General features: G+C 66.7%; 13 protein-coding genes. 10 read left to right on the forward strand and 3 right to left on the reverse strand.

Annotated elements, in window-relative coordinates; all coding sequences use genetic code 11:
• The first annotated feature begins 10 nt into the window (after positions 1 to 10).
• Positions 11 to 844 (forward strand): DMT family transporter, encoded by an 834-nt coding sequence (locus NDN01_RS20620; protein WP_272623714.1) that lies wholly within the window; start codon positions 11 to 13, stop codon positions 842 to 844.
• On the opposite strand, the gene NDN01_RS20625 is transcribed toward NDN01_RS20620, so the two are convergent.
• On the reverse strand, positions 845 to 1351 hold the full coding sequence (locus NDN01_RS20625; RefSeq protein WP_272623715.1) for a thioredoxin family protein: 507 nt from the start codon (positions 1349 to 1351) through the stop codon (positions 845 to 847).
• A gap of 141 nt (positions 1352 to 1492) precedes the next feature.
• The gene (locus NDN01_RS20630; RefSeq protein ID WP_272623716.1) at positions 1493 to 2308 is read right to left on the reverse strand and encodes a cold-shock protein; all 816 of its coding nucleotides are present in this window, start codon (positions 2306 to 2308) and stop codon (positions 1493 to 1495) included.
• Between the two features lie 199 nt (positions 2309 to 2507).
• Between NDN01_RS20630 and NDN01_RS20635 the strand changes: the two genes are divergently transcribed.
• The 8 genes from NDN01_RS20635 to NDN01_RS20670 all read left to right on the forward strand — a co-directional run bounded on the left by NDN01_RS20635 (position 2508) and on the right by NDN01_RS20670 (position 8346).
• Entirely contained in the window at positions 2508 to 3302 is a 795-nt protein-coding gene (locus NDN01_RS20635) for a TerC family protein (protein ID WP_272623717.1), read from the forward strand.
• Between the two features lie 31 nt (positions 3303 to 3333).
• Positions 3334 to 3954: a ribonuclease D gene (locus tag NDN01_RS20640; RefSeq protein ID WP_272623718.1), complete on the forward strand. Its 621-nt coding sequence runs from the start codon at positions 3334 to 3336 to the stop codon at positions 3952 to 3954.
• Positions 3947 to 4585, forward strand: coding sequence for an LPS export ABC transporter periplasmic protein LptC (gene lptC / locus NDN01_RS20645; protein WP_272623719.1), 639 nt, complete (start codon positions 3947 to 3949; stop codon positions 4583 to 4585). Before NDN01_RS20640 ends, lptC begins: the two co-directional genes overlap by 8 nt.
• Before the next feature lie 6 nt (positions 4586 to 4591).
• Entirely contained in the window at positions 4592 to 5152 is a 561-nt protein-coding gene (locus NDN01_RS20650; RefSeq protein WP_272623720.1) for an LptA/OstA family protein, read from the forward strand.
• Positions 5153 to 5311: 159 nt separating this feature from the next.
• Entirely contained in the window at positions 5312 to 6088 is a 777-nt protein-coding gene (gene lptB, locus NDN01_RS20655; RefSeq protein WP_272623721.1) for an LPS export ABC transporter ATP-binding protein, read from the forward strand.
• Between the two features lie 4 nt (positions 6089 to 6092).
• On the forward strand, positions 6093 to 7592 hold the full coding sequence (gene rpoN, locus NDN01_RS20660; protein ID WP_272623722.1) for an RNA polymerase factor sigma-54: 1500 nt from the start codon (positions 6093 to 6095) through the stop codon (positions 7590 to 7592).
• Positions 7592 to 7885, forward strand: coding sequence for a putative quinol monooxygenase (locus tag NDN01_RS20665; RefSeq protein ID WP_272623723.1), 294 nt, complete (start codon positions 7592 to 7594; stop codon positions 7883 to 7885). Before rpoN ends, NDN01_RS20665 begins: the two co-directional genes overlap by 1 nt.
• A 53-nt stretch (positions 7886 to 7938) precedes the next feature.
• Positions 7939 to 8346: an STAS/SEC14 domain-containing protein gene (locus NDN01_RS20670; protein ID WP_272623724.1), complete on the forward strand. Its 408-nt coding sequence runs from the start codon at positions 7939 to 7941 to the stop codon at positions 8344 to 8346.
• A gap of 23 nt (positions 8347 to 8369) precedes the next feature.
• Here NDN01_RS20670 and NDN01_RS20675 read toward each other — a convergent pair whose 3' ends face one another.
• Complete coding sequence (locus NDN01_RS20675) at positions 8370 to 9368, reverse strand: ligase-associated DNA damage response exonuclease (RefSeq protein WP_272623725.1); 999 nt, start codon at positions 9366 to 9368, stop codon at positions 8370 to 8372.
• Positions 9369 to 9694: 326 nt separating this feature from the next.
• On the opposite strand from NDN01_RS20675, the gene NDN01_RS20680 reads away from it, so the two are divergent.
• Positions 9695 to 12028, forward strand: a complete 2334-nt coding sequence (locus NDN01_RS20680) for a ligase-associated DNA damage response DEXH box helicase (RefSeq protein WP_443025260.1) — start codon at positions 9695 to 9697, stop codon at positions 12026 to 12028.

Below are 12028 nucleotides of genomic sequence, written 5' to 3' on the forward strand. Positions count from 1 at the left end.
TGCCGTTCCCATGCCTGCCTACGCCCTAGCCGCGCTGATGATGATCGCCTCGGGCTCGATCCATGCAGTGGTCAACGCGATCGTGAAAGGCGGCCGCGACAAGGCGGCGGGTCGGGCCGTCACCGACGGGACGAGCGCGCTCATCCTGCTGCCCGCCACCCTGTTCGTGCCGCTGCCGCACGGCGCCTGGTTTTATCTCGCGGCCAGTGCGCTGATCCATGGCCTGTACCTTTATGCGTTGGTCCGTGCCTACAAGGCCGGCGATCTGTCGGCGGTCTATCCCGTCCTGCGCGGCACCGCGCCGCTGGTCACGGCCGGCGTGACCATCGGCCTTCTTGGCGAGCACGCCACGGCCGGCCAGATCGCCGGAATCGCACTGATCGGGGCGGCGATGTTCATGATGATCGCCGGCCGGCATCTCGGCCGCGCCGCGCTTGGATGGTCGCTGCTCACCGGGCTGTGCATCGCCGGCTATACCGTGGTCGATGCGACCGGCGTGCGCGCGGCGCCGAGTGCCGCCAGCTATATCGTCTGGGTCTTCGTCCAGATGGGCGTGGTGGTGGTCGCGATGTTCGGCCTTCTTTCCCGCGGCGCGATGTTCGCGGCCGCGCGGGCTCAATGGCGTCCGGGCGCAATCGCCGGAATCCTGTCGATCCTGACCTATGGGCTCGCGCTCACCGCCTTCTCGCTCGGCCCGACCGCACCGCTCGCGGCGCTCCGCGAGACGGGCATGGTCACCGCCCTGCTGATCTCGATCCTGTTCCTCAAGGAGCGTGCGACCGCCGGACGGATCATCGGCGTATTCGGGATCCTTGGCGGTGCCGCCCTTATCCTTGCCGGCTGATCATTTCGTCCAGCCCGCCAGCCAGTCGGCGAGCGCCTGGGGCGTCATGCTGCGCGCATCGGCCAGGGCCGCGGTGCGACCCTGGTTGATCAGCCGGTCATGGCGCGGATCGACGATCAGCACGCTCGGCACGCCTTCCATGCGGCCCTTGATGCCGTACCGCGCCGGGATATCGAGATTCTTGTCGAATCGGCCGACATCGACGATCGCCACTTCATAATGGGCGGCAATGAATTTGCTGAGCTGGGGAAGGTCCATCGTCCCGGCGAGCAGCCTGCAATCGAGGCACCAATTGCCACCCAGATCGATCAGCAGCAGCTTGTGACGGGCCTTCGCGCGCGCCTTGGCGGCGGCGACCACCGCCTGCCCATTGGCCTGTTCGTCGTAGGGAAGCGGCAGGGGTTTCGCGAGTTGCTCGAAGCTGGAGATCGCCAGGCGCGGCGCGGGGGCGGCCATGGCGGGGGCTGTCAGCGCGAGTGCCAGCAGGACAACAAACAGACGACGCATGAGCCAGCCTCTTCAACGTGCACTACATAGCGGACGTTGTGCGCCTTCGACTTCGGGCCGGCAGCAAAGAAAAACCCGACATGCCCTAAAGCATGCCGGGTCTTGATCTTCTCGCCTCGGGAACAGGCTTGTGGCCTGGCCTTACGCGATAGAGGTGAGGTTCACCGCCGCGTACTTGCCGCGCCGATCGACCTCGAGCTCGAATTCGAGCCGGTCGCCCTCATTGAGGCTGGTCATGCCGCCGCGTTCGACCGCGGAGATGTGCACGAATGCATCAGGCTGTCCGTCGTCGCGCTGAATGAAGCCGAAGCCCTTCATCGCGTTGAAGAACTTGACGGTGCCCGTCGCCTTCTCACCGGTCAGCTGACGCTGCGGGCCGGCACCGCCGGCACCCGCGCCACCGCGCGGGCCGCCTGGACCAGCCGCGTCACGCTCGCGCGGCGGACCGCGATCGGTGACCGGGAGGGGCTCGCCCTCGATCTTGAGGTCGGTCGCCGAGATGCGGCCGCCACGATCGACCAGGGTGAAGCCAAGCGGCTGCCCCTCGGCCAGACCGGTCAGGCCCGCCTGCTCGACGGCTGAGATGTGCACGAACACATCCTCGCCGCCGTCATCACGGACGACGAAGCCGAAGCCCTTTTGACCGTTGAAGAATTTAACCACGCCGGTGCCTTCGCCGACAACCTGGGGAGGCATGCCGCGGCCACCGCCACCGCCGCCACCACCGAAGCCGCCACCGCCGCCGCTGCGGAAACCACCGCCGCCGCCGCCACCGCCGCCAAATCGATCGCCGCCACCGCCGAAACGGTCGCCACCGCCACCGAATCGATCACCGCCGCCGCCGAAACGATCGCCACCGCCGAAGCCGCCGCCACCGAAATCATCGCCGCCGAAACCGTCGCGCTTATCGCGGCCACGCCCACCGCGATCCCCGCGGCGTCCTTTATCGAAACTCATGCCCTGTTCGTCTTCCCGGCCTCGCCCAAATCGCCATATCAACACGCCCGCGCTGGACGAAAGCGCGGTTGTTCGGACGCCAAACCTATCGCGCCACCGAGTCGGTGTAGCGTAAATCCGGTCAAGCTGCGAATAAATTCGTCTTAATTGCGGCACAGCTTGCTTGCGTCGGCTCAGGTGAGGCGGCAGAGCCACACATATGTCCATTCTCTCCATCTTCTCCGACCCCGCGACATGGGCAGCGCTGGCCACGCTGATCGTGATGGAGGTGGTGCTCGGGATCGACAATCTGATCTTCATCTCGATCCTGTCGAACAAGCTGCCCGAGGGCCAGCGGGTCCAGGTTCGGCGCGTCGGCATCAGCCTGGCCCTGATTCTGCGCCTCGGGCTGCTGTCCACGATCGCGTGGATCGCCAGCATGACCGTCCCCGTGTTCGACCTGGGGCTGAGGGGCGGTCTCGATTCGCATGGCGTGCCCAGCTTCGAGACGGCCTTCTCGATTCGCGACCTGATCCTGATCGCCGGCGGCCTCTTCCTGCTGTGGAAGGCGACCAAGGAGATCCATCACAGCATGGACCCCCATGAATCGGGCGAGGCCCTCGACACGAAGGGCCGCGCGGTGATGGGCTTCTGGGCGGCGATCATCCAGATCCTGCTGCTCGACATGGTCTTTTCGATCGATTCGATCCTGACCGCGATCGGCATGACCGACGATCTGCCGGTGATGATCATCGCGGTGGTCGTCGCGGTCGGCGTGATGATGTTCGCGGCGAACCCGCTCGCCAATTTCATCGAGCGCAACCCGACGGTGGTGATGCTGGCGCTCGGCTTCCTCCTGATGATCGGCGCCGTGCTGATCGCCGACGGCTTCGGCGTGCATGTGCCCAAGGGCTATATCTACAGCGCCATGGCGTTCTCGGCCGGGGTCGAATCGCTCAACATCTGGTCGCGAAAAGCGCGCGAGCGGAAAAAGGCTCCGGACGGCGGGCATTGAGCGCGGGCCAGTTCGCGGCTAGGCGGACCGGATGACCGTTCATCTGCACGAAGAAGACATCCCCGCCGGCCTGTTCGAGGCGGGCGCCGACATTGCCGTCGACACCGAGACGATGGGATTGATCACGCCGCGCGACCGGCTGTGCGTCGTCCAGCTTTCCGATGGCGGCCCGGACGAGCATCTCGTTCGCTTCTCCCCCGGCAGCGACTATGCCGCCCCCAATCTGCGGGCCCTGCTCGCCGACCCGGATCGGGTGAAGCTCTATCATTTCGCGCGCTTCGATCTCGCGGCGATCAAGCATTATCTGCATGTCGACGCCGCCCCGGCCTATTGCACCAAGACCGCGTCGCGGCTGGTGCGCACCTATACCGACCGGCACGGCCTGAAGGAGCTGGTCCGCGAGCTGCTCGGCCAGGATATCTCCAAGGCGCAGCAATCGTCCGACTGGGGCGGCCCGATTCTCTCCGACGCGCAAAAGGACTATGCGGCGTCCGACGTGCGCTATCTCCACAAGCTTCGCGAGGAACTCGACCGTCGCCTGGCCCGCGAAGGCCGGGCCGCGCTCGCCAAGGCCTGTTTCGATTTCCTGCCCTCGCGGGCCGATCTCGATCTGGCCGGCTGGCCGGAGGTCGACATCTTCGCGCATGTCTGACGTCGCGGCCAGCTTCCGCTCGGCGCGGCAGATCTGGGCGGCGCCCGGCAGCAGCCACGACCGCGTCATCGGCGTCCTGCGCATCGTCCTGCCGCTGCTGATCGGCGTCCTCTCCGCTTTCCTGGTGATGATGCCGCTCGCCGGCAGCGGCGACGTCAGCTTCCTGCTCGACAAGAACAAGGTCGACGTGGCCAAGGAACGGCTGCGTCTCCAGTCGGCGACCTATCGCGGCGAGGACGGCAAGGGCCAGCCCTTCCAGCTCAACGCCGGCTCGGCGGTGCAGAAGACGTCGGCCGAACCGATCGTGCAGCTCAACCAGCTTTCGGCCGAGATCGGGCTTCGCGACGGGCCGGCGCGGCTGGTGGCCGATCGCGGCCGCTATAATATGGACAACCAGCAGGTCATGGTCGACGGCCCGCTTCGCTTCAGCACCACCGACGGCTATCAGCTCGACACGCGCGACGCGACGATCGACCTGAAGACACGGCGGCTGCAGAGCGGCGGCGCTGCCACCGGCAAGGTGCCGCAGGGCACGTTCAGCGCGGCGCGCCTCAATGCCGACCTCGAAAGCCATATCGTCAGGCTCGACGGCAACGCACGCTTGCGGATCACGCCGCGAAGGACGAGATAGGCGCCCATGGCTCACTCGATCCGCCTGCTCGCGCTCGCCGCCTTCTTCCTCGCCTCGGGCGCGGCAGCGCAGAATCGCCACGATTCAGCGGCGCCGATCGATTTCGGCGCCGATCATATCGAACTGCAGGACAAGGCGAATCGCGCGATCCTGACGGGCAACGTCTCGGTCCGCCAGGCCGAGATGACGCTCAACTCGGCGCGGATGACGGTCGCCTATACCGGGCAGGTGGTCGACGGCTCCCCCCAGGTATCGCGGCTCGACGCGGCAGGCAGCGTCGTCGTCACGCGACCGCAGCAGACAGCGCGCAGCCAGTTCGCCGTCTATGATCTCAACCGTCGGGTCATCACCATGCTGGGTGCCGTGTCGCTGCTGCAGGGCGGCAACACCGTCAACGGCGCGCGCCTGACGATCAACCTCGATACCGGGCGCGCGGTGATCGACGGATCGGCGGTCAGCGGTGGCGCGAGCGCGCCGGGCGCCACCACCACGACACGCGGTGGCCGCGTCACCGGCACCTTCTCGGTACCGAAACGAACCCAGACGCCCCAGACGCCCACCCCCTGAGCCGACGCCATCGGCCGTCTTTTTCGTCGGGCTCGCCGCGGGGCCCTTTCCTTGCCGGCGCGTCTGGTGCAGGGTTTCGCTCGCAGCCATGCATGAAGCCTGCCAAACGCGGTTGGGGCGAGCTCCTCCTAACCATATGATGCGAGCACGGGACGCAGAATGACCGATGTGACCACCCTCGACGACGTCGAACCGATCACCGAAGCGCCGGTGATGAAGGGGCTGTCAGTCGTCTCCATCGCCAAATCCTATGACAAGCGCGTCGTGCTCTCCGATGTCTCCGTCTCGGTCGGACCGGGCGAGGTGATCGGCCTGCTCGGACCGAACGGCGCGGGCAAGACGACCTGCTTCTATTCGGTGATGGGCCTGGTGAAGCCGGATTCGGGCCGGATCATGCTCGACGGCGACGATATCACCGGCCTGCCCATGTATCGCCGCGCCATCCTTGGCCTCGGCTATCTGCCGCAGGAGACCTCGATCTTCCGCGGGCTGACGGTCGAGAAGAACATCCTGACCGTGCTTGAGCTGGCCGAGCCCGATCCCGCCGCGCGCCAGAAGCGGCTCGACACGCTGCTCGACGAATTCGGCCTGACCCGGCTGCGCGACGCGCCGGCGATGGCGCTGTCGGGCGGCGAGCGCCGCCGCGCCGAGATCGCCCGCGCGCTGGCGGCCGACCCGTCGATAATGCTGCTCGACGAGCCGTTCGCCGGCATCGATCCGCTGTCGATCGCCGATATCCGCGACCTGATCTGCGAGTTGCAGAAGCGCGGTATCGGCGTGCTGATCACCGATCACAATGTGCGCGAGACGCTCGAGATCGTCGACCGCGCGTACATCATCTATGACGGACGGGTGCTGTTCACCGGCTCGCCCGCTGAACTCGTCGCCGACGCCAATGTCCGCCGGCTGTATCTCGGCGAAGGCTTCTCGCTCTAGTCCTATGAGTCTCGCCCCGCGCCTCGATCTGCGCCAGTCGCAATCGCTGGTGATGACACCGCAGTTGCAGCAGGCGATCCGCCTGCTCGCGCTGTCGAACCTTGAGGTCGAGGGCTTCATCGCCGAGGAGATCGAGAAGAATCCCCTGCTCGAATCGGGCGCCCCCGACGATGACGGCCCAACTCTCGAGCGGGAAGCGCCGCCCGAGCCCCGGGACGAGCCGGCGACTGCCGACGAACTGCTGATGGGCGGCGACAGCACGGGCGAAGCATCGCTCGACGTCGATTTCACCGCGGAGAGCTTTCACCATGACAGCGTCGCTGACGGCGGCGGCATGGACGGTTCGCTCGGACTGAACGGCGCGAGCAGTGGCGCGATGGGGGAGGACGGTCCCGATCTCGACGGCTTCGCCGATACCAGCCTGAGTCTCGCCGACCATCTGCTGGCGCAGGCCGGCCCCGTGGTCGACGGCCCCGATGCCTTCATCGCCGCGCATCTGATCGACCAGATCGACGAGACGGGATACCTTACCGTGCCGCTGCTCGAGGTCGCCAACCGGCTCGGCGTCGCGCTTGCCCGGGTCGAGCATGTGCTTGGCATCATCCAGACCTTCGATCCGACCGGAGTCGGCGCGCGATCCTTGTCGGAATGCCTCGCGCTGCAGGCGAGGGAAGCCGACCGTTACGATCCGTGCATGGCGCGGCTGATCGACAATCTCGATCTCGTCGCGCGCGGCGACATGGCGCGGCTGAGGCGGCTCTGCGACGTCGACGACGAGGATCTGGCGGACATGATTCGCGAGCTGCGCAACTACGACCCCAAGCCCGGCTGCCGTTATGGCGGCGAGGCGATGCAAGCGGTGGTGCCCGACATCTTCGTGGCCAGGCGCAAGACCGGCTGGGCGATCGAGATCAACGCAGCGACCCTGCCCCGCCTGCTGGTCAATCGCGGCTATTATGTCGAGCTGTCCGGCGGGCACCAGGACAAGGCGAGCAAGGCCTGGCTGTCGGAATGCCTCGCCAGCGCCAACTGGCTGGTCAAGGCGCTCGACCAGCGCCAGCGCACCATCGTCAAGGTCGCGACCGAGATCGTGAAGCAGCAGGAGGCGTTCTTCGTCCACGGCGTCTCGCAGCTGAAGCCGATGACGCTGCGGCAGGTGGCCGACGCGATCGAGATGCACGAATCGACCGTCAGCCGCGTGACCAGCAACAAATATCTGAGCTGCGCGCGCGGGCTCTATGAGCTGAAATATTTCTTCACCTCGGCGATCCAGTCCTCGGACGGCGGCGACGCGGTGTCGGCCCAGGCGGTGAAGAGCGCGATCCGGGCGCTGATCGCGGCGGAGGAACCCAAGGCGATCCTGAGCGACGACACATTGGTCGAACTGCTCAACGCCAAGGGCTTCGACATCGCCCGGCGCACCGTCGCGAAGTATCGCGAGGCACTCGGCATCGGCAGTTCGGTGCAGCGGCGACGGCAAAAGGCGCTTGAGGGGGTCAGCTGATGATTATCGTCACGGGAAGCGTGACCGCACGACCCGAAACATTCGAAGCGCTGCGCCAGGCGAGCCTCGATCATGTCCTTCGCTCGCGCACCGAGCCGGGCTGCATCAGCCATTCGGTACAGGTCGATTGCGAGAATCCGTTGCGGCTGTTCTTCTTCGAGCGCTGGGAGGATATGGCGGCGCTCAGGACGCATTTCATCCAGCCCGGTTCGATCGCCTTCATCGCGGCGGTCCGCGACCTCGCCGCCGCCAGCGAGAGCATCTCGATGTACGAAGCCAGCCCGGCCGGCTGAACGAGCGGCCCCGCGTTCAGCTTTTTTCAAACAAGTCGCGGTAGTTGAGAGGAATGAGCGCGACTTTCCATGTTGAAGCCGACCCGGCCCGCGATCTCGTGCGGATCAAGCTGTCGGGGTTCTTTTCACCGGACGATATCGAGGGATTCCTCGAAGCGCGCCGGGCGGCGCATGCCAGCCTGCGGTGCGGGCCGAATCAGCATCTGACGATCAACGACGTCAGGGAGATGAAGATCCAGTCGCAGGAGATCGTGGCCGCGTTCCGCGACATGCTGTCAGCGCCTGACTATCGGTCGCGCCGGCTGGCGTTCGTGACGGGGCCGACCCTCGCCCGGTCGCAGCTCCTGCGGGCCCTGGAGAATCGTGCGGCCCGATGTTTCGACGATCATTTCTCCGCCGAGGCCTGGCTGTTTTCCCCCGATGCGGGGGAAGCATCGTCGCCGGGACGGGCAGCCGCCTGAACACCGCCGCGCAACCGGACGGATCAGTCGTCCTCGTCCTCATAGCCGATCAGGGCGAGCGCCCGTGCCTTGATCTGGCGAGTCATGCACCAATGGACCAGGGCCTCCTCCCGGCCATGCGTCACCCACACCTCCTTCGGTGCGATTTCGGTCAGGGTATCGGTCAGCTCGTCCCAATCGGCATGGTCCGACAGGATCAGCGGCAGCTCGACATTGCGCTGCACGGCGCGCTGGCGGACGCGCATCCAGCCCGATGCCATGGCCGTGATCGGATCGGGCAGCCGCCGCGACCAGCGATCGTTGAGCGCACCGGGCGGCGCCAGGACGATCCGGCCCTTCAACTCGGCCTTCGGCACGCCCGTCGCCGGGCGCAGCTCACCAAGGTCGACCCCATGCGCGACATAGAGATCGCATAGCCGCTGGAGCGCCCCGTGAATGTAGATCGGGTCGTCAAAACCCCGCGCGCGCAGTTCCGCGATCACCCGTTGCGCCTTGCCCAGCGCATAGGCGCCGACCAGGACGCAGCGATCCGGATTGGCGTGGAGCGCGGCGGTGAGCTTGTCGATCTCGTCGCCGGTTTCCGGGTGGCGGAACACGGGCAGGCCAAAGGTCGCCTCGGTGACGAAGATATCGCATGGCACCGGTTCGAACGGCGCACAGGTCGGGTCGGGGCGGCGCTTGTAGTCGCCCGAGACGACGATGGTCTCGCCGCGATGCTCAAGCACGATCTGCGCCGAGCCGAGCACATGGCCGGCGGGCACGAAGCGGATATCGACGCCGCCCAGGCGCAGCGTCTCGCCATAGCCGACCGGGTGGCCGGCCTGGGGCCCGTAGCGTGCCTCCATGATCGCCAGGGTCTCGGCCGTCGCCCAGACCGCGTCGTGCCCGCCCCGCGCATGATCCGCATGGCCGTGCGTGACCAGCGCCCGTGGCGACGGGCACGACGGGTCGATCCACGCGTCGGCGGGCTTTACATGAATGCCGTGCGGTTGCGGATCGATCCAGTCGCCGAGTTTCGCCATGATGCCTATATGGATGGGATGCCGCCTAGTTCCACTTCTTTACCTGATTTACCTGAACCCCCTCCGCCCGGGTCGATCGTGCGAAGTGGGTGCAGGCGGCTCCCCCCATTCCGTCCTGCCGGACCTGTTCCGGCATCCACTATTCCGCACCTTCGCCGACCGCTTGGTTTCCGGAACAAGTCCGGGGTGACGGAGCGGGTGATGACTGGGGTTCACCCGCAGAATCGACCTTCCGCTGAGTCTCAGTGTTGAGCCCTTCCCTTCCCGCTCCGCTTGCCAACTGGTTCGCGTCGCGCGGCTGGGTGCCGCGGTCGCATCAGCTCGACATGCTCGATGTAGGCCGCGCCGGCCGGCACGGGCTGCTCGTCGCCACCACCGGCGCGGGCAAGACGCTGGCCGGGTTCCTGCCGACCCTGGCCGAGCTGATCGAGGCGCCGACCGAGGGGCTGCACACGCTCTACGTCTCGCCGCTCAAGGCGCTGGCGGTCGACGTGCAGCGCAACCTGCTGACGCCCGTCGAGGAAATGGGGCTCGACATCCGCATCGAGACTCGCACCGGCGATACCCCCAGCGACCGCAAGGCGCGCCAGCGCATCCGCCCACCGCAGATATTGCTGACCACCCCGGAATCGCTCAGCCTGCTCTTGTCCTATCCCGACAGCCTCCTGATGTTCGAGGGGTTGAAGACGATCGTGGTCGACGAGGTCCATGCCTTTGCGACGGGCAAGCGCGGCGACCTGCTGTCGTTGTGCATGGCGCGGCTTCAGCGGCTCGCGCCCGGGCTGCGCCGGGTCGCGCTGTCAGCAACGGTCGCCGATCCCGACGGCTATCGCGCCTGGCTCGCACCTGACGGCGACATCGATCAGGTGACGCTGGTGCGAGGCGAGCCGGGCGCCGATCCGAACATCGCCATCCTGCTGCCCGAGGGCCGCGTCCCCTGGGCCGGGCATTCGGGGCGCTATGCGGCCGAGCAAGTCATGGCCGAGATCGAGACTCACAGGACCTCAATCGTCTTCTGCAACACCCGCAGCCTGGCCGAACTGATCTTCCAGGATTTGTGGAAGGTGAACGCGATGCAGCTGCCGATCGGCATCCATCACGGCAGCCTCTCGCTTGAGGCGCGGCGCAAGGTGGAGGCGGCAATGGCGGCGGGCAGGCTGCGCGGGCTGGTCGCGACCGCCAGCCTCGATCTCGGTGTCGACTGGGGCGATGTCGATTGCGTGATCCAGATGGGCGCCCCCAAGGGATCGTCCCGGCTGCTGCAACGGATCGGACGATCCAACCACCGGCTGGACGAATCGTCGGAGGCGGTGATCGTGCCGGGCAACCGCTTCGAATATCTCGAGGCGCGAGCGGCGCTCGATGCGGTCGTGGCGGGTGAGCTCGATCCCGACCTCTTCCGTACCGGCGCGCTCGACGTGCTCGCCCAGCATGTCATGGCCTGCGCCTGCGCAGCCCCCTTTCGGCAGGAGGAGATGCTCGACGAGATCCGCTCTGCCCTGCCCTATTCGGCGCTGGAGACGGAGACGTTCGAACAGGTGCTCGGCTTCATCCGCGACGGCGGCTATGCGCTGAAGGCCTATGAGAAATTCAAGCGGCTGACCCGGGACCCGGACGGTAGCTGGCGGGTAAGCCATCCAAGCTTCGTCACCCAGCATCGGCTGAACGCAGGCATCATCGTCGAGGCGACGATGCTGACGGTGCGGTTCCGGAACGGGCGGACATTGGGCAAGGTGGAGGAGGCATTCGCCGCCTCGATGAGCCCGGGCGACACCTTCTTCTTCGCCGGCACCAGCCTTGAAGTGGAGAAGATCGATACCGAGGACCTGATCGTCCGCGCGACCGCCCGCCCCGCGAGAATCCCCACCTATGGCGGCGCGCGCATGCCAATCTCGACCAACCTTGCCGATCGCGTACGCGGTTTCCTGGCTGACCCGGCTGAATGGCCGCGCTTTCCCGCTGACGTTCACGAATGGCTCGAAGTGCAGTCGCGGCGGTCGAAACTGCCGACCCCGGGCCAGTTGCTGGTCGAGACCTTCCCGCACGAGGGGCGGCATTTCATGGTGGCCTACAGCTTCGAAGGCTGGAACGCGCACCAGTCGCTCGGCATGCTGCTGACGCGGCGGATGGAGACGCAGGGATATCGCCCGCTCGGCTTCGTCGCCAGCGACTATTCGATCGCCTGCTATTCGCTCGATCCCGTCACTGATCCCGCCACTCTGCTGTCACCCGACATCCTCGAAGACGAGTTCGTCGACTGGGTGCAAAGCTCCGCCTTGCTCAAGCGGGCCTTTCGCGAGGTCGCGGTGATCGGCGGGCTGGTCGAGCGCCAGCATCCCGGCAAGCGCAAGACGGGACGGCAGGTCACCTTTTCCACCGACCTGATCTACGACGTGCTGCGCCGCTATGAACCGGGTCATTTGCTGCTCCAGGCCGCCTGGGCGGATGCGCGCGCCAAGATGACCGATGTCGGGCGTCTGGCCGATCTGCTCGACCGCGCGGCGGAGACGATGCTGCATGTCGACCTGCCCCGGGTCTCGCCTCTCGCCGTACCGGTACTGACCCTCATCGGACGAGAGCGGATCGCGATGGGCCTCGCCGACGACGCGCTGCTGATCGAGGCCGAATCGCTGGCGGCGGAGGCCATGCGGCTCGACTGA

The sequence above is a fragment of the Sphingomonas sp. QA11 genome (assembly GCF_028473665.1).
GTDB classification, from domain to species: Bacteria; Pseudomonadota; Alphaproteobacteria; order Sphingomonadales; family Sphingomonadaceae; genus Sphingomonas; species Sphingomonas phytovorans.

Bases quoted from the DNA above. Each gene is read 5' to 3' on its own strand.
- lptC (WP_272623719.1), top strand. From the start codon at position 3,947: ATGTCTGACGTCGCGGCCAGCTTCCGCTCGGCGCGGCAGATCTGGGCG.
- lptB (WP_272623721.1), top strand. From the start codon at position 5,312: ATGACCGATGTGACCACCCTCGACGACGTCGAACCGATCACCGAAGCG.
- NDN01_RS20625 (WP_272623715.1), bottom strand. From the start codon at position 1,351: ATGCGTCGTCTGTTTGTTGTCCTGCTGGCACTCGCGCTGACAGCCCCC.
- NDN01_RS20620 (WP_272623714.1), top strand. From the start codon at position 11: ATGCCTGCCTACGCCCTAGCCGCGCTGATGATGATCGCCTCGGGCTCG.
- NDN01_RS20665 (WP_272623723.1), top strand. From the start codon at position 7,592: ATGATTATCGTCACGGGAAGCGTGACCGCACGACCCGAAACATTCGAA.
- NDN01_RS20670 (WP_272623724.1), top strand. From the start codon at position 7,939: ATGAGCGCGACTTTCCATGTTGAAGCCGACCCGGCCCGCGATCTCGTG.
- rpoN (WP_272623722.1), top strand. From the start codon at position 6,093: ATGAGTCTCGCCCCGCGCCTCGATCTGCGCCAGTCGCAATCGCTGGTG.
- NDN01_RS20635 (WP_272623717.1), top strand. From the start codon at position 2,508: ATGTCCATTCTCTCCATCTTCTCCGACCCCGCGACATGGGCAGCGCTG.
- NDN01_RS20675 (WP_272623725.1), bottom strand. From the start codon at position 9,368: ATGGCGAAACTCGGCGACTGGATCGATCCGCAACCGCACGGCATTCAT.
- NDN01_RS20640 (WP_272623718.1), top strand. From the start codon at position 3,334: ATGACCGTTCATCTGCACGAAGAAGACATCCCCGCCGGCCTGTTCGAG.
- NDN01_RS20630 (WP_272623716.1), bottom strand. From the start codon at position 2,308: ATGAGTTTCGATAAAGGACGCCGCGGGGATCGCGGTGGGCGTGGCCGC.
- NDN01_RS20680 (WP_443025260.1), top strand. From the start codon at position 9,695: ATGCTCGATGTAGGCCGCGCCGGCCGGCACGGGCTGCTCGTCGCCACC.
- NDN01_RS20650 (WP_272623720.1), top strand. From the start codon at position 4,592: ATGGCTCACTCGATCCGCCTGCTCGCGCTCGCCGCCTTCTTCCTCGCC.